At 63.1% G+C, this 20167-nt stretch carries 19 protein-coding genes; 10 read left to right on the forward strand and 9 right to left on the reverse strand.

Annotated features, from left to right (window positions below; genetic code table 11):
- The first annotated feature begins 224 nt into the window (after window positions 1-224).
- Complete coding sequence (locus ACVJ19_RS33285) at window positions 225-1550, forward strand: LLM class flavin-dependent oxidoreductase (RefSeq protein WP_453953329.1); 1326 nt, start codon at window positions 225-227, stop codon at window positions 1548-1550.
- 124 nt (window positions 1551-1674) lie between these two features.
- Window positions 1675-1842 (forward strand): 50S ribosomal protein L33, encoded by a 168-nt coding sequence (gene rpmG, locus ACVJ19_RS33290; protein WP_007603295.1) that lies wholly within the window; start codon window positions 1675-1677, stop codon window positions 1840-1842.
- A gap of 76 nt (window positions 1843-1918) precedes the next feature.
- Here the strand turns inward: rpmG and ACVJ19_RS33295 are convergent, their stop codons facing one another.
- Window positions 1919-6067: a response regulator transcription factor gene (locus ACVJ19_RS33295; protein WP_453953330.1), complete on the reverse strand. Its 4149-nt coding sequence runs from the start codon at window positions 6065-6067 to the stop codon at window positions 1919-1921.
- Between the two features lie 165 nt (window positions 6068-6232).
- Between ACVJ19_RS33295 and ACVJ19_RS33300 the strand changes: the two genes are divergently transcribed.
- Window positions 6233-6562, forward strand: coding sequence for a nuclear transport factor 2 family protein (locus ACVJ19_RS33300; RefSeq protein ID WP_439368630.1), 330 nt, complete (start codon window positions 6233-6235; stop codon window positions 6560-6562).
- Window positions 6563-6685: 123 nt separating this feature from the next.
- On the opposite strand, the gene ACVJ19_RS33305 is transcribed toward ACVJ19_RS33300, so the two are convergent.
- The gene (locus ACVJ19_RS33305) at window positions 6686-7351 is read right to left on the reverse strand and encodes a helix-turn-helix domain-containing protein (protein ID WP_453953331.1); all 666 of its coding nucleotides are present in this window, start codon (window positions 7349-7351) and stop codon (window positions 6686-6688) included.
- 225 nt (window positions 7352-7576) lie between these two features.
- Between ACVJ19_RS33305 and ACVJ19_RS33310 the strand changes: the two genes are divergently transcribed.
- Window positions 7577-7819 (forward strand): hypothetical protein, encoded by a 243-nt coding sequence (locus tag ACVJ19_RS33310; protein WP_453953332.1) that lies wholly within the window; start codon window positions 7577-7579, stop codon window positions 7817-7819.
- Between the two features lie 30 nt (window positions 7820-7849).
- Here the strand turns inward: ACVJ19_RS33310 and ACVJ19_RS33315 are convergent, their stop codons facing one another.
- A complete protein-coding gene (locus ACVJ19_RS33315) occupies window positions 7850-9493 on the reverse strand; it encodes a winged helix-turn-helix domain-containing tetratricopeptide repeat protein (RefSeq protein ID WP_453953333.1) in 1644 nt (547 codons plus the stop codon).
- 783 nt (window positions 9494-10276) lie between these two features.
- On the opposite strand from ACVJ19_RS33315, the gene ACVJ19_RS33320 reads away from it, so the two are divergent.
- Window positions 10277-11131, forward strand: a complete 855-nt coding sequence (locus tag ACVJ19_RS33320; RefSeq protein ID WP_453953334.1) for an arylamine N-acetyltransferase family protein — start codon at window positions 10277-10279, stop codon at window positions 11129-11131.
- Window positions 11132-11210: 79 nt separating this feature from the next.
- Here the strand turns inward: ACVJ19_RS33320 and ACVJ19_RS33325 are convergent, their stop codons facing one another.
- Entirely contained in the window at window positions 11211-12449 is a 1239-nt protein-coding gene (locus ACVJ19_RS33325; protein ID WP_453953335.1) for an MFS transporter, read from the reverse strand.
- Between the two features lie 130 nt (window positions 12450-12579).
- Here ACVJ19_RS33325 and ACVJ19_RS33330 point away from each other — a divergent pair, with 130 nt between their 5' ends.
- Complete coding sequence (locus ACVJ19_RS33330) at window positions 12580-13161, forward strand: TetR/AcrR family transcriptional regulator (protein ID WP_453953336.1); 582 nt, start codon at window positions 12580-12582, stop codon at window positions 13159-13161.
- A 361-nt stretch (window positions 13162-13522) separates the two neighbouring features.
- On the opposite strand, the gene ACVJ19_RS33335 is transcribed toward ACVJ19_RS33330, so the two are convergent.
- Complete coding sequence (locus tag ACVJ19_RS33335; protein WP_453953337.1) at window positions 13523-14896, reverse strand: PleD family two-component system response regulator; 1374 nt, start codon at window positions 14894-14896, stop codon at window positions 13523-13525.
- Window positions 14897-14910: 14 nt separating this feature from the next.
- Window positions 14911-15276 (reverse strand): response regulator, encoded by a 366-nt coding sequence (locus ACVJ19_RS33340; RefSeq protein WP_027553080.1) that lies wholly within the window; start codon window positions 15274-15276, stop codon window positions 14911-14913.
- 238 nt (window positions 15277-15514) lie between these two features.
- Between ACVJ19_RS33340 and ACVJ19_RS33345 the strand changes: the two genes are divergently transcribed.
- Window positions 15515-15826, forward strand: coding sequence for a DUF3572 domain-containing protein (locus tag ACVJ19_RS33345; RefSeq protein ID WP_453953338.1), 312 nt, complete (start codon window positions 15515-15517; stop codon window positions 15824-15826).
- Window positions 15823-17112, forward strand: a complete 1290-nt coding sequence (locus ACVJ19_RS33350) for a DNA polymerase IV (protein WP_453953339.1) — start codon at window positions 15823-15825, stop codon at window positions 17110-17112. The genes ACVJ19_RS33345 and ACVJ19_RS33350 overlap by 4 nt, the downstream gene beginning before the upstream one ends.
- Window positions 17113-17128: 16 nt before the next feature.
- Here ACVJ19_RS33350 and ACVJ19_RS33355 read toward each other — a convergent pair whose 3' ends face one another.
- Complete coding sequence (locus tag ACVJ19_RS33355; RefSeq protein ID WP_008548553.1) at window positions 17129-17284, reverse strand: hypothetical protein; 156 nt, start codon at window positions 17282-17284, stop codon at window positions 17129-17131.
- A 200-nt stretch (window positions 17285-17484) separates the two neighbouring features.
- Between ACVJ19_RS33355 and ACVJ19_RS33360 the strand changes: the two genes are divergently transcribed.
- Window positions 17485-17892, forward strand: a complete 408-nt coding sequence (locus tag ACVJ19_RS33360; RefSeq protein ID WP_453953340.1) for an ACT domain-containing protein — start codon at window positions 17485-17487, stop codon at window positions 17890-17892.
- Window positions 17893-18031: 139 nt separating this feature from the next.
- Here the strand turns inward: ACVJ19_RS33360 and ACVJ19_RS33365 are convergent, their stop codons facing one another.
- Both ACVJ19_RS33365 and ACVJ19_RS33370 read right to left on the reverse strand, forming a co-directional pair.
- Window positions 18032-18433, reverse strand: a complete 402-nt coding sequence (locus tag ACVJ19_RS33365) for a RidA family protein (RefSeq protein ID WP_179738631.1) — start codon at window positions 18431-18433, stop codon at window positions 18032-18034.
- 178 nt (window positions 18434-18611) lie between these two features.
- Entirely contained in the window at window positions 18612-19463 is an 852-nt protein-coding gene (locus ACVJ19_RS33370; protein ID WP_453953341.1) for a cell envelope integrity EipB family protein, read from the reverse strand.
- A 233-nt stretch (window positions 19464-19696) separates the two neighbouring features.
- On the opposite strand from ACVJ19_RS33370, the gene ACVJ19_RS33375 reads away from it, so the two are divergent.
- Entirely contained in the window at window positions 19697-20164 is a 468-nt protein-coding gene (locus tag ACVJ19_RS33375) for a RidA family protein (RefSeq protein WP_014494672.1), read from the forward strand.
- Window positions 20165-20167 lie beyond the last annotated feature (3 nt).

A 20167-nucleotide genomic window follows, 5' to 3' on the forward strand; every position in this document is an offset into this window, starting at 1 on the left:
GACGTGTGGCGCGGGCTGGCAACCACGTGTCTTCGCAAAACCACATCCGGTGGTTATGGGTCCCGGATCGGCGCTCGCGCTTGTCCGGGACGACAGCGGAAAGCGTGGCGCGAACATGCTGCGATAACACTCAAAAACAAAAAATTCTTCCCGCCTCCCCCAATGGCGAAGTTCCCCACCGTCCCTATGTCTTTGCGAACGACACCCAGAACGGATACGGCGCGATGGCACAACGGCAACTCAAGCTTGGCGCGTTCATGCGCCCGATCAGCATCCACACCGGCGCCTGGCGCTATCCCGGGGCCTGGCCCGACGCCAATTTCAATTTCGGTCACATCAAGACGCTGATCCAAAAGCTCGAGGCCGGCAAGTTCGACGCCTTCTTCATGGCCGATCACCTCGCCGTGCTGAACATGCCGATCAATGCGCTCAAGCGCAGCCACACCGTGACGTCGTTCGAGCCGTTCACGCTGCTGTCGGCGCTGTCGGCCGTCACCGAGCGCATCGGCCTGATCGCGACGGGCTCGACCACTTTCGACGAGCCCTACCACGTCGCGCGCCGCTTCGCCTCGCTCGACCATCTCAGCGGCGGCCGCGCCGGCTGGAATATCGTCACCACCTCGAACCCGGACGCGGCGCTGAATTTCGGCCTCGACGACCACATGGAGCATGCCGAGCGCTACAAGCGCGCCCGCGAGTTCTACGACGTCGTCACGGGCCTCTGGGATTCCTTCGCCGACGACGCCTTCGTGCGCGACGTCGAGAGCGGCCTGTTCTTCGATCCCTCGAAAATGCACACGCTCGACCACAACGGCAAATATCTGAAGGTGCGCGGCCCCCTCAACATCGCCCGCCCTGTGCAGGGCTGGCCGGTGATCGTGCAGGCCGGCGCGTCCGAGGACGGCCGGCAGCTCGCCGCCGAAACCGCGGAAGCCGTGTTCACCGGTGGCGGCAGCCTCGCCGACGGCCAAAAGCTCTATGCCGACATCAAGGGCCGCATGGAGAAGGTCGGCCGCGATCCTGAACACCTCAAGATCCTGCCCGGCGCCTTCGTCGTGGTCGGCGACAGCGTCGATGAAGCCAAGGAGAAGCGCGCCCTGCTCGACAGCCGCGTGCATTACGACAGCGCGATCGCCTCGCTGTCCGTCATCCTCGGTACCGACGCCTCCGGCTTCGATCCCGATGGTCCCCTCCCCGAGATCCCCGAGACCAACGCCAGCAAGAGCGGCCGCCAGCGCATGGTCGATCTCGCCGCCCGCGAAAAGCTCACCGTGCGCCAGCTCGCCCAGCGCGTCGGCGGCTACGGCGGGCTTTCGTTCGTCGGCACCGCCAAAACCATCGCCGATCAGATGGAGGAATGGCTGGTCGGGCGCGGCTCTGATGGATTCAACATCATGTTCCCGTTCCTGCCCGCCGGCCTTGACGATTTCGTCGACAAGGTGGTCCCGGAGCTGCAGAAGCGCGGGATTTTCCGCAAAGAGTATGAAGGGGCCACTTTGAGGGAGAATCTGGGCCTGCCGCGGCCGAAAAACCGCTTCTTCGAGGCCTAATCGGGCCGATTTGAGTGGTTTTCGCCCCCTAAAACCTTGACATCAGGCGGTTTCTGGCTAGGTTGCCGGCCAACGCGGGCCGTTTGGCCGGCTCCAGATTCCCCAATTTTCTGAGGTTCAGAACATGGCCAAAGCGGTCACCATCAAGGTCAAGCTCGTGTCCTCGGCCGACACCGGCTTCTACTACGTCGCCAAGAAGAATTCGCGCACCATGACCGACAAGCTGGTCAAGAAGAAGTACGACCCGGTCGCGCGCAAGCACGTCGAATTCCGCGAAGCCAAGATCAAGTAAGATCGGCGAAGCGTTGAAGAGTTTTGCGGGGCCCTTGCGGGCCCCGTTTTATTTTGTCCGCTCTCAATGCAACGCTTCAAATCAGCAAGTCATGAGCCGCATGTCCAACGGCATGATGCGCACCGCTATTGCCGTGGTTGGCCGCGTGGTCGTCCAGCGCGCTAGAGATTATTTGGACGACCATCTCGAGGTGCTTGTCCTGGCCGGGCGGAACGTGCGGATCGAGCGGATGATTGAGCTCAACGACCGCGACGAGCGTGGAAGGAGTCGCCACACTGTCGAAGCGGAATACCAGTTCTTGATCCGCGCCGACGGTCTCGGACGCAGCTTTGGCCGGCAGTGCGGCTTCTAATCCAGTTGCAGTGGATTGCGCAGCCTGCTGCGAGTTTCCGCCTCCGGTGATGCCGCCGGTTGCGACGCTGGGATCGACGATCTCGGCCGCTTCCGGCGCGTTTGCAGAGGTTGAGTGTAAATCGTGCCCTGAATTGCCGTGTTCCACGACGGCCGGTTCTGCCGTCTTCGCCGCCGCCGATGCGTTCGCAGCGTCCGGAGCTTGATGCTCGACGCCATTGCCAACGCCGTTGCCCGGTGTGAAGTCAGCCTCAGCCAATTCCGTGGCTGCCGCCTTTGCGGACCCTGACTCTGAAGCGTGCTGCGAGTTTCCGCGTCCGGCGTCATCGCCGGTTGCGACGCTCGGTTCGACAATCTCGGCTGCTTCCGGTGCGTTTGCAGAGGTCGGGGGTAAATCGTGCCCCGAATTGCCGTGCTCCACGACGGCCGGTTCTGCCGCTGACGCGCTCGCAGCGTCCGAGGCCAGAGCGTGATGCTCGGCGCCGTTGCCCGGTTTGGAGTCAGCTTCAGTCAATTCCGTGGCTGCCGCCTTTGCAGACCCTGGCTCCGAAGCGTGCTCCGAGTTACCGCGGCCTGCGCTGTCGGCCGTTGCGGCGCTCGGATCGACGATCTCGGCTGCTTCCGGCGCGTTTGCAGGGGTTGGGTGTGCGGAATTGCCGTGCTCCACGTCGGCCGTCTCCGCCGTCTTCTTGTCATTGCCGACACCGTTGTCCGGTTTGGAGTCGGCTTCAGTCGTCTCCGTGGTAGCCACCTTCGCAGAGTTTGAGTGCTCGGAGTTGCCGTGGTCCACGTCGGCCGTCTCGGCCGTCTTCTTGTCATTGCCGACGCCGTTGCCCGGTGTGGAGTCAGCTTCAGTCGACTCCCCGGCTGCGGCCTTCGCAGACTCCGGCTTCGAAGCCTGCTGCGGGTTACCGCGGCCCGCCTTATCGGCCGTTGCGACGCTCGATTCGGCGACCTCGGCTGCTTCCGGCGCGTTTGCAGCGGGTGAGTGTGAATCGTGCCCCGACTTGCCGTGTTTCTCGTCGGCCGCCTCGGCCGTCTTCTTGTCATTGCCGACGCCGTTGCCCGGTTTGGAGTCAGCTTCAGTCGACTCCGTGGCTGCGGCCTTCTCAGACTCTGGCTCCGAAGCCTGCTGCGAGTTACCGCGGCCCGCCTTATCGGCCGTTGCGACGCTCGATTCGGCGACCTCGGTTGCTTCCGGCGCGTTTGCAGCGGGTGAGTGTGAATCGTGCCCCGACTTGCCGTGTTTCTCGTCGGCCGATTCTGCCGTCGTCTTGTCGTTGCCGACGCCGTTGCTCGGTGTGGAGCCAGCTACAGTCGACTCCTTGGCTACGGCCTTCGCAGACTCTGGCTCCGAAGCGTTCTGCGAGTTACCGCGTCCCGCCTTATCGGCCGTTGCGACGCTCGCGACGACCTCGGCTGCCTCCGGTGCGTTTGCGGAGGGTGAGTGAGAATCGTGCCCCGAGTTGCCGTGTTCCGAGGCCGGTTCTGCCGTCTTCTCTGCGTGAAGCTCGGCGCCATTGCCGACGCCGTTGCCCGGTTTGGTGTCGGCTTCAGTCGCCTCCGTGGCCGCCGCCCTTTCAGATCCTTGCTCCGAAGCGTGCTCGGAGTTACCCTGGCCACCGCTGTCGGCCGTTACCACGCTCGGTTGGATGATCTCGTTCAGCCCAGTCGACGAAACGCCGATGCCCGCATTGATCGGCCCACTCTTCAATGTGGGATTTTCAACTGCCGTAACCGTCACGCTGTGAACAAGCCCGGTTGATGATGCGTGAGCCGACACCGCAGACGCGCTATCGCTCTCTTCCGTCGCATTCGCCGAGTCGCCAGAGCTTCTGAACCTCGTCGACGCCCCTGAGCCGGTCCGGGTCTGTCCGAACTGGAACCTCAAGCCATCGTCGGCCCGAATGTTCCAGACCCCAGCCGTCTCGAGCGTGCTCTCGCTTCCCCCGCCAATGGCATGGACATTGTCTGCACTCAGGACAGTCTCATCGGTTGCGGCCGCCGATATCAGCGCTGCTTCGAGCTGCTCCAGGGTGATCGCAACAGCGGCGCCCTCCGGCTGGCCGACGAAATCCTGCTCCGCAACGGATACAATCCCCTGCAGATGGATTTCCACCAGGCCGCGATCGCCGATATCGAGACTACGATCGGTCGGATTGACATAGACGATCGTTTCATTGCTTGCAGGGTCGTAGATCCAGGCAAGGGTATGTGGCGGTATGGACTTGCTTGCTGCTGTCATATGCAGCCAGGCAAGCGCTCCGAAAGCCGCAAGATTGATCCTGCTCGCCCCGGATCCGAAATCAAAGACAGCGTCGGAAGAGGTCGAACTGGAATCGATCGAGGAGCGATGAACAACGTTTTCATCGACGTTGCCGCCCACCAGTTGATCGCGGCTATATCCGCCAACACTGGCATCCTGTCCGAAGTCCAACAAGCCAACAGGTTTTTGGAGGTTCTCACCCGCGGCATCACCCTCAGCGCCATGACTGATCTGGCCCCGATCGCCTTCTCCAGCGACGCTTTCGTTTCCAGTGGTCACAAACGCGGAAGGCGGGTGGGAGTCGTGCGAAGGCAAAGCCGGGGCTGAGTTGTCGACATGATGAGCCCCGGCATCGCTGATCGGGGCCAGGTTCGTAGTCGCATTCTCTCCGGTGACCGCCAGGAAGCTGTCGATCGACGCATGACCCGCGTCATGCGTCTGTGCGGCGGCGAGATTGGGGTCGTGCAGTGCGTAGATCAACGCACCGGCGAGAGTGGCGAAGGTGCCATACCCTCCCTGAAGCGACATCGGATTGGAAGCAAGCCGCGGGACGAGATGGTCCGGCGCCGGGTCACCTCCAATCTGTGTGTCGTTGGTTCGCAGCGAAAGCGCAGGAGGATTGGGCGTGCTCGATCCAACAGGACCGTGGTCTTTCAACGGTTTCGGACCTGCAGACTGCTCGGCCGTGTGCAGCGCTTCCATTGCCGCCGCCGGGTCCGTGACCTGGCCCTCCTTGGCAGGAAAGTCTCTCTGGGTGCGCGGTTGCGTCTCGCTGGATTCCCAGACGATGCGGTGCCGGAGGATGGCTTTTTTCCAGGGCTCATATTCGGCGTGCCCGCCTGCGTGGCCGATGCTGTCGTCATCCGGAAGCACGTCGTTCGCTTCCGACGCCTTGAGTTCGTCCGCAACGGCGATCACCAGAAGGGCCAGCGAGAGCGCGCCGAAGCCAGAGGCGCGTTGCAACAATGCGATGGTCGCGAGCACCGTTCTGTTGGTGATCTCGAGCTTCTGGAAAATATTGTAGAGGTGGACTTTGACTGTCCCATGGGACACGTCGAGCTGGCGCGCGATCTCCTTGTTCGACAGTCCCTCCGACACAAGTCGAACGATCTGACGTTCCCGGTGCGTCAGCAGCTCCAGCATCTTTTCAATTTTGCCGCCGTCAAATTCCTTGCCGGTTGGCGCGAGATCGGACTGCTCCAGCGACACGCCGCTCTTCGTCATCAGCCTCAGTGATCGCAGCATCGTGGCGGGAGAGGCATACTTCGAAATTGCACTGCAGGCGCCGACAGCAATGGCCGCGGCCAGATCCTCGTCGGTGTCGTACTCGGTAAAGAACACCAGGCGCGTGGAAAGCTTCTCGGCTTTCGCGATCGCGAGGATCTTGGAGATCGTCAGATCCGGCAGGGTGTCGGCAACCAGCGCGACGTCGGGTGTCAATTTCCTGATGGCTTCGAGGCAGCTTGTCGCGTCGCTGAACGATGCGACGATGTCGAAGTCCTGCTGTGCCGCGAGTACCGACTTCAGTCCCTGCAGAACGATCGGCTGTCGATCTGCGATCACGAGCCGGATGCGCTGAAATATCCCCTGCTTCGCAATGTCCAACATGAAATATGCCTCGCCCCGGTTCTATGTCCTTCGGCATATGGCCGGGGCCGGGTGTGGGGTATTAAAATACAATTAATCGTTTGGAGAAAGAGGCTTAGCGGGGTTAACGCGATCAAAAATTGCAAGTTTTGACGGTATGATTTTGACGGCATGCAGGTGAGAAATATGTCCTTTGACCCGATGGGTGTTGCGGTTGACTGGCTCGATGCTTACCGCGCGGGCGATATCGAAACGATCTTGGATATGTATGCCGACGATGCCGTGGTTCACTGCGGCTGCGGCTGCGTCAAGACCATTACCGGCCGCGAGGCGCTTCGAGCCTATTGGGTCGATCGCCTCCGGGAATATCCGGCAGGCACCCTGGACGATCTCAATCCCTGGCACGACGGGACCATTCTCTCCTACGTCACCAGTGCCGGCGTCATGAGTGCGCTTTTTGCGTTTGACGCCGCCGGGAGGATCAAGGAGCTGGACTGCAGTCCTCCCCACCACTAGACCCGCGGCGTGATCCACGCCCGATATGGGCCACTGGCGGTCATTAAGGCTAACGCAATGCAACATCGTCGGCCGCTCGAACGCCGGCGTTAGGGAAGCTTGCCAGGCTGGAGCAAGCGGCCGTCAGGCGTCGATCTTCGCGAGAGCGTCGCGGTCGACCAGTTCGAGCCGCCGCTGCGTATTTCCGTCAAAGCGCAGAAGTCCTTCGTCTCGAAGCATCGAGAGAGCCCGGGACACGGTTTCCAGGGTCAGTCCGAGATAATCGGCGATGTCGCGGCGATTCATCGGCAAGATCATCACGTCCGGATGCTGCAGCCGTTCATCCATCTCGAGAAGGAACGCCGTTACCCGCTCGAGCGATGTCTTTCGGCCGAGGAGAAGCAAATGGCTCTCGGCGTGTTGAAGATTTTGGGTGACGAACCTGATGAGGTCCTTGGTACCCGCGCCTCCATTTCGCACCGCCTCCAGAATGCTGCTGCACCGCATCAGGTGGACATGGGTTTCGACGATCGCTTCAGCCGTAAAACGGTGAATTGTCTCATTTTCGAATCCGAACATGTCGCCGGCCAGGTGGAACGCATTGATCTGACGGCGACCGTCCGGGAGAAGCTTGTAGGTGCGCACGGCGCCTGAGATGATCTCGTAGACATATTCGGGCTCTTCGCGCTCGCCAAAAATCTCGGCGCCCCTGCGATACCTGAATTCGCAGCAAGACATCCCCTCACCGGCCAGAGCGGCAAGCTGCCCGTCGATCGGCATGCGGGGTGCGGCATTGATCCTCACCAGCATCGTTCCCCTCCCTGAAGGTTCAACACATGCTAGGCAAACACGGCGAGGCGAGATTGATCGGAAGTAAACTCGGGAAAAACTAGCAATTACCCGGAGCGTTTCCAAGGCCTTCCCGGAGAAGCCGGGCAAAAGGAAGCCGCCAGCCCTTGGGGAAGCCGACGGCTTTGGTGGGTCGCGTAGTGGGGCTACGCAACCCCTTCCCTAGGTCAGCGGGAAGGCGGCCTGTTGATCGAGATCAAACGAGCATCGGGGCGCGGCGATTCGCCCTACGCCGTCCGCAGCACCGCCTGCTGGTTCATTTGCGCGAAGATCGAGCCGGCCGTCAGATGGGCCTTGATGCAAACCCTCTCACGTTTCGGGAGGCTGCCGAAGCGGCTGCCGGCATCGCGCCGCCCGGCGTTGGCTCGCGGGCTGGGGCTGCGCCTTCCCCTGCCCGTGCCGGCAAAGGTGAACGTCGCGGCGTCCTGACCGGTGCTCTGCCAGGCGCCCGCCGTTGACCTATGTGACACCGGCAGCAGCCAGCCCGTCAGCAAAACGATCGACGAAGTCCTGATCGTTGCAAAAGAACAGCTCCTGCCGCGCCGTCTCTATCCTGTAGTCCGGCTTGCGTTGCAGCAGCTCAGCGGTTGCCACGCGTGCCTGCACCCTTTCATCCAGGCGGCCAAGGGACGCCGCCAGTGTCGCATAAGCGCGATACGTGGCGTTCGGTTGCCGCGTCGCCCTGCGCGCAAACTCCACCGCAATGTCGTATTCCTCGAGCGAGAAATGCGTCCACGAACGAACGTGGTGAAAGCTCCAGAGATGGCTGTCGCGGGGACTGAGCATCGTCGCGCGATCAAGCAGCGCCTCGGCTTCGATCTCCCGCCCGCACCACAGCAGATTGAACCCTTGCGCGAAATATCCCTGCGCAAAACTCGGATTGAGGTCCAGCGACATGTCGATGGCGGCCAGCGCCTCGTCGTTCTGGCGCGTCAGGCACAGCGCCCGTCCAAGGGCGCAATGACAAAAGCAGTCGAGCTCATCGAGCGTCACTGCGAGACGCGACTGGCGCAACGCGGTCTCCAGTCGCGCCGGCCGAATCTTCGGATCATCATAGAGCGCGCGCTGGATATTGACGTAGGCAAGCGCACCGTGTCCACGCGCGAAGCCGGGATCGGCCGCGATCGCACGCTGAAAATAATCCTCGGCGGAGTCGAATCCCGGCGTGGTGAATCGCCAGAGATTCCATAGGCCGCGCTGGTAACAGTCCCACGCGTCGAGGCTTTCGGGCGCCTTTCGTGCAGCGAGCTGCTGCTCCACTTTCGACAATTCAGGTTCGATGGTGGCGGCGATCTGCTTGGCCATCTCTTCCTGGATATCGAAGATATTCTCGAGTTGAAGCTCGTATTTGTCGGACCAAAGCTGCATCCCGTCCGCGGCCCGGGTCAGCTCCGCCGTAATCCTCACCACATCGCGGCTCTTGCGAACGCTGCCGGACATGACGTAGCTCACACCGAGCTGTGCGCCGACGTCGCGTGCATCGACGACCCGCCCCTGAAACCCGATCGTCGAGTGGCGCGAGATCACGGAAAGCCAGCGGTTGCGGGCGAGAAGCCGGATGATGTCTTCCGTCAATCCATAGCTGAAATAGTCGTTCTCCGGATCACTCGACATGTTCGTGAACGGCAGCACGGCGATGAACGAACGTGAGTTCGCCTCTGCCTTGACCGCTTCCGAAACGACGTCGTCGAGATGGGACACGTCGGTGGAGAGCGGTGCCTGTTTCGGAACGTCGATCGTCGCGCGGTGATCCGGCGCAAGCCGGATTGCGTCGGCATCAGAGCCGCCGATCGCATGGACCTGAGCCACGAACCGAAAGCCGCGCCGATGCAGCGTCCTGATGAAGAGCTGATCCGTTCCGTTGTCGCCGAGCACGCGCCGGGCGCCGTTGATGCGGCTGGAAAAAGCCGCTTCGGAGATGATGCGGCCATTCCACACGATGTCGATGAGTTCGTCCTTGCTCACAACCCGCTCGTGGTTGCGCACCAGATGAACGATGAGATCGAAGACCTGAGGCTCAATATGGACAGGCGTCCCCTCACGTCGAAGCTCTTGCTGGCTTAGATCGACCTCGAAATCCGAAAAACGGTATTTAATTACCATTATCATTTCCTTGCCGAGGCTGACCGCCTATCGCGGTCGTCGTCGAAACACTCTCCAACTCAGGAAAAAACCAACGTGTCCTGAAGAACTCCGCCAAGCGTGAGGGATCGGTCGAGTTTAAAGACCGGTCAATCATCGTTCAACCGGAGAAGATGCCTCATGATCCGCGCATCTGATCATCTGCACCGCTATTGCGCCGGATGGTTTGCCGTCATGGCACAGCGCGGCTCCCTGCAGGCGCTCGCATCCCTCCCGTCCGCGACGACGCCGACCCTAAGGAAGAAGGTTCTGCTGCTGGCAGCGCGTCTGAGGTGTCTGTTCAACGCGTGGGCTGCAGCGTCAGTCGCTCATCACGCCGCTTCGGCCGCCGGGCAACCGCGCAACCATCCGGCAACGCGCGGAATGTCCTCCAGCGCGGCGCGATCGACCCGCGATGCCTGAGCGAGCCGCTCGACGCCCCGCCTATGCCGTCCGCAACACAGGGGCCGGCGGCTGCGACGGCCGGATCAGCGCGAACGCGACCTGCACGATGCCGCCGGCAAGGCCGAGCGCCACGCCGATGCGCCAGGCCATGGTGTATCAGAAGCGCGCTGATGCAGGCTCTCGCGTGTTTCGGACAACTGCCGGAAAGGCAGCCGGCCTCGCGACATCGGGCGCTGGCTCGGGGGCTGCGCCTTCCGCTGCCGGTCTCGGTGATGGTGAAGGTCGCGGCGTCCTAGCCAGTGTTCCTCTACGGGCCGAAGAATGCCAATATAGGCGTACCAGACCCCCGGAGTGCGTGCGATGTCCGACACTCAACTCGATCAGAAGGCCTGGCTTGCGCGCATCGGCTATAACGGGTCGCTCGCGCCAACGCTCGAGACTTTGAATCAGCTCATTCTCGCACACTCGCATTCAATTCCATACGAAACGCTCGATATCATGCTCGGGCATCCGCCCAAGCTCGATGTGCCTACGCTCCAGCAGAAGATGATTGCCGGCGGGCGAGGCGGATACTGCTTTGAACAGAACATGCTGTTCCGAGCCGGACTTCGGTCGCTCGGCTACAGGATCACAAGCCTGCAAGGGCGTGTCGTGCGCGGGCTGGAGATCGACGCACCGCGCCCGGCCATTCACATGTTGCTGAAAGTGGACCTGCCGGAGGGCACTTATCTTGCAGATGTCGGGTTCGGCAACCTCGCGCCGACCTGCGCGCTGATGCTTGTGCCGCAGATCGAACAAGAGACGCCCCACGAGGTCATGCGCTTCATCGATGTTGGCGGCGAGCTGACGCTCCAGGCGCGGCTCAAGCATGGCTGGCAGCACATCTACCGGGTCATTCCTTATCCTCGCTACGATGGCGAGTACGAGATCACCAACTGGTACACGGCGACACATCCAGACACGCCGTACCAAGGCAACATCATCGTGGCAAAGCCGGGACCCAACAGGAGCCGGATCACCATGTACAACGCGCGTGTCACCGTCCGGGACGCAGACGGGCACGCGGAGAAACGCCGGCTGATGACCGAGAGAGAGTTCAGGGACGTGCTGTGCGGCGAATTCGGACTAAACATGTCCGACCAGCAGATCGATGAGTGCATCGCCGTCATGAAGGCGAAAGGAACGGGAGACGCTCCCCACCCGTTCTTTGCTTAGGCTCTCTTCGAGTCGACTTTCGGAATGGGTCACAAGCGGCCCATCACGACCAAGCAGACGAAGCGACCACACGCCCCGCCTACGCCGTCCGCAACACCGGCGCCGGCGGCTGCGACGGCCGGATCAGCGCGAACGCCACCTGCACGATGCCGCCGGCAAGGCCGAGCGCCACGCCGATGCGCCAGGCCATGGTGTAGGAGCCGAGCGCGTCGTAGAGCACCCCGCCTCCGTAGGCGCCGAGGAAACTGCCGATCTGGTGGCTCATGAAAGCGAGGCCCTGGATCATCGCCTGCCAGCGCAGGCCGAACATCTCGGCGACCGCGCCCGCGACCAGCGGGCCGACGCCCATCCAGAGGAAGCCCATGATCGCACCGAACAGCAGCGTCGAGAACGACGTCGCCGGCAGCATGAAGTACCAGGCGAGCGCGAGCGAGCGCAGGATGTAGATCCCGCCCAGCAGCGCCAGCTTGTTCCAGCGCTGGCCTGCCCAGCCGAAGAACAGCGAGCCCAGCACGTTGAAGCCGCCGATCATGCCGAGCGTCTGCGCGCTCAGCATCGGATCGAGGCCGCAGATCGCAAGATAAGACGGCAGGTGCGTGGTCAGGAACACGAGCTGCATGCCGCAGACGAGATAGGCGCAGGTCATCACCACGAACGGCGCGTTGCCGAACGCCGTCCTTGCCGCGGTTGCCACCGAGGCATCGCCGATGTCATCGGCGGCCGGCTTCGGCAGCGGGATCTTGTCGACGCGCCCGGCATACCAGGCCGCGGGGATCATCAGCACCGACATGACGACGAAGCCGGCAAGCCCGATGCGCCAGCCGAAGCCCTCGTTGAGCATCTGCCCGATCGGCGCCGACAGGAGCGCACCGAGCGAGCCCGCGCCGGAGACGATGCCGAGCACGGTCGAGCGCACCGTTTCCGGCACCGCGCGCGCCGCCACCGACATCGCGATCGCGGCCGCGGTGCAGGCCAGCGACGTCCCGATCAGGATGCCGCCGCCGATCATGATGCTGACGAGCCCGTTCGCGGTCGCCATCAAGGCGAGCCCCGCAATGTACATCAGCGCGCCCACGATCATGATCGGACGAAAGCCGTAGCGCACCGTCAGCGCGCCGGCGGGCGGTTGCAAAAAGCCCCAGGCGAGGTTCTGCACCGCCAGCGCCAGCGTGAAATCCGAGATCGAAATGTGGATGTCATGCGTCAGCGGCTGCATGAAGATGCCGAGACTCTGCCGCAGCCCCATGCTCAGCGTCAGCATGATCGAGGCGCCGATCAGGATCGGCAATGTCGGACGCAGGACCTGCAACAGGGGCATTTTTCTTCTCCCTTTTGGGCGCGGCACGCGAGCCGTCGTCTGTTTTTGCCGATGATTTTGGTTACACAGACCTGTGTACTTAGGCTATAGTTGGCCGCTACTGTCAAGCGAACAGGACGCTTAGCTCTGCATGGCTCCCCCGCCTGCCTCACAGACGATGAAAGAGCGGATCCTCGAGACCGCCGACAAGCTGTTCTATCTGCAAGGCATTCGTGCCATCGGCGTCGACACCATCGCGGCCGAGATCGGCATCTCCAAGCGCACGCTCTACAACCACTTCCCGTCCAAGGACGCGCTGATCGCGGCTTACCTCGAGCGTCGCTTCGTAAGCGCGCGCCCTTCCGACAAGCCGCCGGCCGAGCAGATTCTCGCCACCTTCGATTCGCTGGAGCGGCGCTTTGCGGCGAAAGACTTTCGCGGCTGCCCGTTCGTGAATGCGGTGGCCGAGCTCGGGCCTTCGGATCGCGCCGTGAAGAAGATCGCAATCGCCTTCAAGGAAAGCCGCCGCCTCTGGTTTCGCGACCGCCTGACCGAGCTCGGCGTTGCCGATGCGGAGGCGCTGGCAACGCAGCTCGTGCTGCTGGTGGATGGCTCGATCGCGCAGGACCTCGTGCGTGATGACCCGGCGATGGCGCGGGCTGCGAAGGAAGCGGCGACGGTGTTGTTGCGGAATGCGGGCGTGGATGTGGGGGAGCGCAAGCGCGCGAAATAGCCGCTGTACCCGTATCGTCAGGTGTCATCACCCGCGAAGGCGGGTGATCCAGTATTCCAGAGGCGGTTGTGATTGAACTGAGAGGCCGCGGCGTACTGGATTCCCCGCCTGCCGCCTTCGCTAAAGCTTCGGCGCCCCAGATCTTAGCCCCGGCGAAGCCTTGGCGTAGCCGGGTCGCGGGGAATGACAGCGGAGTTTGTAGGACCGCCGCCACCCTACCAATATGCTCCTGTTTTGCCCGACGGGTCAAACGTCGCCGCTCCCGGCGCGAGCCATCTCGCGCACCCGCGCAAGTCCTTGATCCGACTAGCGCCGGCTACTGTGCATGGGGTTGTTTTCGCAATTTGTGTCGCGGCGGCCCTCATGCCGCCTGCGACACCACGCGATTTCGGCCGTCGTGCTTCGCCCGGTACAGCGCGGTGTCGGCGCGCTTGAGGACGTCGGCGACCGCCTCGCCCTTCTGCTCCAGCGTGGTGAGCCCGATCGAGATCGTGACCTCGATGCGCTTGGTGCCCTTGTGGATCGCGAACGGCTCGCCCGCGATCGAGCGGCGCAGGCGCTCGGCGACCATGCCGGCGACGTGGAGATCGGTCTCCGGCATCACGATGACGAACTCTTCGCCGCCGTAGCGGCAGGCGAGATCAATGCCGCGGATCGACTTGCGCACCCGCACCGCAAACTCGCGCAGCACGTCGTCGCCGGCATCGTGGCCGTAATTGTCGTTGATCGACTTGAAGTAGTCGATGTCCAGGATCATCAGCGCCAGGGGCTTGCCGCGGGTCGCGGCCTGCTCGGCGAGCGTTGCCAGATGGCTCTCCATGTAGCGGCGATTGTGCAGGCCGGTGAGCGCGTCGGTGATCGCCATCTCGATCGAGTTCTGCACGTTGTCGCGCAAATGATCGGTGTAGCGGCGGCGGCGGATCTGGGTGCGGGCGCGCGCCAGGAGCTCGGTCTTGTCGATGGGGCGCAGCAGATAGTCGTTGACGCCGATCTCGAGGCCGCGGAGCAGCCGCGTCGAATTCTCGGGGTCCGCGATCGCCAGGATCGGCACATGGCGCGTGCGCTCCAGCGAGCGCGCCTGGCTGCAGAGCCGAAGACCGTCGAAATTGTTGAGGTCGAGCGAGACGATCAGGAGGTCGTAATTGCCCTCGGCGGCGTGGAACAGCGCCTCCGTCGGGTTCGGCTCGACGTCGATGGTGTGCTCGGCGGCGAGGATCGTCGCCAGCCGCTGATAGGAGGACTCGCGGTCGTCGACCAGGAGGATGCGGCCGCCCTTGCCGGTATCGGCGACAGCGCTGCGCTCGGGCGCCTGCATGCCGATCTCGAGCGAAGTGATGGCGCGCATGCGCAGCTCATCGGTCATCATCTTCAGCCGCGTCAGCGAGCGCACGCGCGCGATCAGCACGACGTCGGAGACGGGCTTGGTGAGGAAATCGTCGGCGCCGGCCTCGAGGCCGCGGTTGCGGTCGGACGGGCTGTCGAGCGCGGTGACCATCACGACGGGAATGTGGTGCGTGGCCGGATCGGACTTCAGGCGGCGGCAGACTTCGAAGCCGTCCATATCAGGCATCATCACGTCGAGCAGGATGATGTCGCATTCGGCTCTGCGGCTGATCGCCAGCGCCTCGGTGCCGTTCGAGGCGGTCATCACGTCGAAATATTCGGCGGACAGACGGGCCTCTAGCAGCTTGACGTTGGCAGGAACGTCATCGACGACGAGGATACGCGCGGACACTTTGCACTCACTTCCTATCCGATAAAACGCCGGACCGTCTCTATGAATTTGCCGACCGAGATCGGCTTGGACAAATAGGCCTCGCAGCCGCCCTCGCGGATGCGCTCTTCGTCGCCCTTCATCGCGAACGCCGTGACCGCGACGACGGGAATGGTGCGCAGCTCCGGATCGTCCTTGATCCAGCGCGTCACCTCCAGCCCTGAGACCTGCGGCAACTGGATATCCATCAGCACGAGGTCGGGCCGCATCTTGCGAACCAGATCGAGCGCCTCGTAGCCGTTGCTGGTGCCCGAAGTCTGGTAGCCATGTGCTTCCAACAGGTCGCGGAAGAGCTTCATGTTGAGCTCGTTGTCTTCCACGATCAGGACGGTCTTAGCCATCCCGCCCTCCTGATTGGCACGAAGCCGAATACATGTAACGCCTCAGGCGCCGCTCGCCGGCGCTTCGAAAACTGGATTCAAACTAGCCTCAGATTCGCTCTAGTTTCGTTAAACCCGAGGGGCCACTTTCTGCGATGTGGTTTCCAGTTGCTTGCCCCGGGATCGCAAGACTCAAGGCGGAGACTCGGGCATGATGCAAAGTAGACACCGAAAGTTAACGGAAAGGCAAACCGGCCCCGTGAAAAAGCCTGTTCACAACCCTCGCGAAGTCGCTGAAATCGTTGCGATTCAGGCCCTGTCCTTCGTCGCGGGCGAGCCCGAGCGGCTGGGCCTGTTTCTGGCCGAGACAGGTGTCGGCCCGGAGACCCTGCGGAACGCCGCCGCGGACCCGAATTTCCTGCTCAACGTGCTCGATTTCGTGCTGCGCGATGACGCCACCGTGAAGGCCTTCGCCACCGCCGCCGAACTGCATCCGACCAACATTGCCGCAGCGCGGCAGGTCCTCGGCGATGCGCTCGGCGACCCCAATTGGGAGCGCGACGTGCCGTGAGCGCCCCCGTCCCGGCCGGGCCCCGCTGCTTCTGCCGGGATTGTCTGGCCGATCTGGAGATGGGCGTCCGCCGCTGCTCGGCCTGCGGTTCCCCTCGCCTCGTCCGCCACCGGGCGCTCGCCGCGCTGACCATCGCCCATATCGACTGCGACGCCTTCTATGCGACGGTCGAGAAGCGCGACAATCCTGACATCGCCGACAAGCCCGTCATCATCGGCGGCGGAAAGCGCGGCGTGGTGTCGGCCGCCTGCTATATTGCGCGCACCTATGGCGTTCGCTCGGCGATGCCGATGTTCAAGGCGCTGGAAGCCTGCCCGCATGCCACCGTGATCCGCCCCGACATGGCGAAATACGTCCGCGTCGGCCGCGAGGTGCGGCAGGCCATGCAGGCGCTGACGCCGCTGGTCGAACCACTCTCGATCGACGAGGCCTTCCTCGATCTCTCCGGCACCGAGCGCGTGCACGGCATGATCCCGGCCAAGGTGCTGGCGCGCTTTGCCCGCGACATCGAGCGCGACGTCGGCATCTCCGTCTCGGTCGGCCTGTCCTGCAACAAGTTCCTGGCCAAGATCGCCTCCGATCTCGACAAGCCCCGCGGCTTTGCCGCACTCGACCAGGAGGAAGCACGGTTGATGCTGGCGGAAAAACCGGTCGGGTTCATTTTCGGCGTTGGGCCCGCGACCCAGGAGCGCCTCGTGCAGCGCGGCTTCCGCATCATCGCCGACCTGCAAAAGGCCGACGAGATCGAGATGATGCGGCAGTTTCCGAGCGACGGCCGCCGGCTGTGGCGGCTCGCCCGCGGCATCGACGACCGCCGCGTCGAGGCCGATCGCGGCGCCAAGACCATTTCCAGCGAGACCACCTTCGAAACCGACATCCGCGACTTCGCGACGCTGGAAAAGATCCTGTGGCGGCTCTGCGAGAAGTCGTCGTCACGGCTGAAGAGCAGCGAGCTCGCCGGCTCGACCGTGACGCTAAAACTGAAGACCGCCGATTTCCGCCAGCGCACCCGCTCGCAATCGATCGCCGCGCCGACGCAACTTGCAGCGAAGATTTTTTCGATCTGCCGCGAAATGCTGGCGAAAGAAATCGACGGCACCGCCTTCCGCCTGATGGGCGCCGGCGTCAGCGCGCTACGCGAAGGCTCGGCGAGCGACGACACCGACATGCTCGACCGCCGCGCTGCGCATGCCGAACGTGCCGTGGACAGCCTGCGCAAGAAGTTCGGCAGCGCCGCCGTGATCCGCGGCATTGCCTATGACGGGCCGGAGAAGGCGCAGGAGTGATCGAGGCCTGCCCGGCTCAGTCGCGTTCGAAAATCCGTGCACCCGGATAGGCGCGCCGGGCATATTGAACCACCAGCTGTCGATCCTGAGTTTCCAGGAACGGAGTTCGGATCTGACAAGACCCGACGATGAGGTGCCACAAGCCGTTGAGCTTTCGAATGACGACGTTCATTTGAGCTTCCTCGCAGTGACCCGAGTGGACTCAAATTGTAAGAATCTCCCGCCGTCGCTCAATTGTACCAGCGTAAGATCAGCGTATGAGAAGGATTAGAGGAGATATACAAAGGTATGTTGGTTGTGCCTTCAACAGCCGCTGGCGCCAATAGCTTCGCGGGGGGCTCAAAGGATCTTACCGGTTCGGGGGCTAGCAACGTGACAGGCGAACGCAATCTCGACGCGCTGCTGAGGAACATGCAGCCGCAGATGCTGGACGGTATCTTCGTGTTTTGCACGCTTGAGCCAGGCGCGAGCATTCCAGCTACCATCAGCCCGGTGCTGACGTTCCGCGAACGCGAAGGAACAACGCTGGTGATCCTGCACGAGGAAGCCGAACGTGCCGGACTGCGCCATGAATTTCTCTCTCGCCTGATCACCTTGATGGTTCACTCCGCGCTCGATGCGGTGGGCTTTCTGGCGGCCGTCACGGCGCGTCTGGCTGAAGCCGGCATCAGCGTGAACGCCGTGTCGGCCTTTCACCACGACCATCTCTTTGTGCCTGTCGACCAGGCCGATGAAGCGATGGCACTGCTGCAAGAGATGTCCAAAGCGAAGCACGGATAGTCAACGTAACCCGGATCTAGCGCAGCGCGATCCGGGACCCATGAACCTCAATGGAAGGCCTCCCGGATTACGCGGAGCCTGTCATCGGGCGGCGCTTCGCGCCGACCCGTTGGCTCCATCCGGGCTGCAAGATCAGATCTCAATCCGCAACCGCCACCGCCTCGATCTCGATCAGCCATTCCGGCGCAGCCAACGCGGAGACGCCGACCAGCGTCGAAGCCGGCGGCTCCATGCCCTCGAAGAAGGCGGAGCGGGCCTTGCCGATGATGGGACGCAGCTCCGGCTTGTAGTTCACCACGAAGGTCGTGATCTTGACGATGTTGGAATAGCTGGCGCCGGCCGCCTTCAGCGCGTGCCCAAGATTCTGCATCACCTGCGTGGTCTGCGCGGCGATATCGCCCTCGCCCACGATCCGCCCTTCCTCGTCGGTCGAGACCTGGCCGGAAATGTAGATCGTCCGCGCGCCGGTGGCGGTGACGACGTGGGAATAGGCGGGATTGTGATGCAGGCCGCTGGGGCGGAGATGGTCGAGCTTGGGCATGGAGGCGCTCCCGGAGTTTGTGGTTGGGAGAGAGCGTAGCTGGAGAGTGTGACGAGAGCTAGATGCAACGCGCACCGCTATTGCTCCGTCATCCTTCGAGGCTGATCCTGCGGCAAGCCGCAGGATCAGCACCTCAGGATGACGGTGAAAAAGTGGCGCTGCACGCAGCAGCAATCCCTCAATTACAGGGCTTGCTGTCCTTGACGTCGAACTTGCCCATCGCGCCGGAGATGACGAAATCGTTGTAGTCGAGCACGAGCTGGCGCGAGACGCCGTTCTCGTAGAGCTCGAACGCCATCGCGTAGACCGGGGTCTGCTCGCCTTCCTTCTGCTGGGCCTCGCGGTCGAAATAGCTGACGGTGACCGGCCAGCGCTTCAGCGACTTCATGTGCTCGTCAGACGTCGACGGATCGGACGAGGAGGCACGGTCGGCGGCGATCGGCTGGCCGATCACGGTCAGCGTGTTGTAGACCTTCTGGCCATCGTCGGAGCCGTCATAGACCGAGAGCTCGAGCAGCGACTTGCCGTCCTTGGCGGCGGCGATGATGCGCTGGATCTGCTCGGTCGGGAACACGATCTTGCCGTCGAGGGTGAAACTCTTCGGCGCCGGCAGCTTCAGCTTGACGTTGATATGGTCGCCGTCGCGCTCGGCCGAGCCGTCGACCCGGCCGGCATCGGCCTCGTTCATCCGCGTCTCGATCTTGAAGCGGTAGCTCTTGCCGGCCGCGTCCTCCCAGGAATTGGAGCGGAGGTCGCTCAGCGTGACCTTGCCCTCGCCGCTGTCGAGCTCCGAGACCTGGCGGAATTCCGAGGTGTAGCCCTCGCAGGCGCTGCCGGTGAAATTGTAGAGGATGCGGCCGCGCGCACTGTTGACCGAATTGGAGCGCGATTTGACGAGACGCAGATCATAGAGCGCCTGGTGCGCCAGGAACGGACCGTTGGCGGCAAGCGCCTCGCCTCCAGGGCCTGGGCCGAAAGCGGCCGCCGCAAGCGCCATCACACCGAGCGAAGTCCGGAAAAGGTGCACCATGTCTGTTCCCTGAGGAAAGCGCAGATTCGACATTTTAATGACCGTTCCATTGCGTCGCAACTGAGGCCGTTTCACGTAAAGTTGCGGCCCCCGCGTTGAACGCGCTGCCTTGCCTCAACAAAATGCAGTCCCCTTCGGTTGCTTGCATGTGGCGGCACGATGGGCGAAACAGGGCGCGCCCGGCCCCTGCGGACGTGCCGGGAGTGAATGATTTTTGGACAACGAGGTCGGACATGGCGGGCACGGTCGAGCAGAAACTGGCGGAACAGGGCATCAAGCTGCACGAGGCCCCCACCCCCGTCGCCAATTACGTGCCGTTCGTCCGGACCGGCAATCTGCTGTTCGTCTCCGGCCAGGTCTGCTTCGACCCCGCCGGCAAGCTGATCGCCAAGGGCAAGCTGGGCGCCGGCGTCTCGATCGAGGACGGCGCGGCGGCCGCGCGCGGCTGCGCGGTCAACCTGCTGGCCCAGGTCAAGGCGGCGCTCGGCGATCTCGACAAGGTCGTGCGCGTGGTGCGCCTCGGCGGCTTCATCAACTCGGCCCCGGACTTCCTGGACGGGCCGAAGGTGCTCAACGGCGCCTCCGACCTGATGGTCGCCGCCTTCGGTGACAAGGGCCGCCATGCCCGCACCACCGTCGGTGTCGCCTCGCTGCCCGCGGACGCGGCGGTCGAGGTCGAAGGCGTGTTCGAGGTCGCCTGACGC

The organism is Bradyrhizobium sp. USDA 376, from assembly GCF_054063675.1.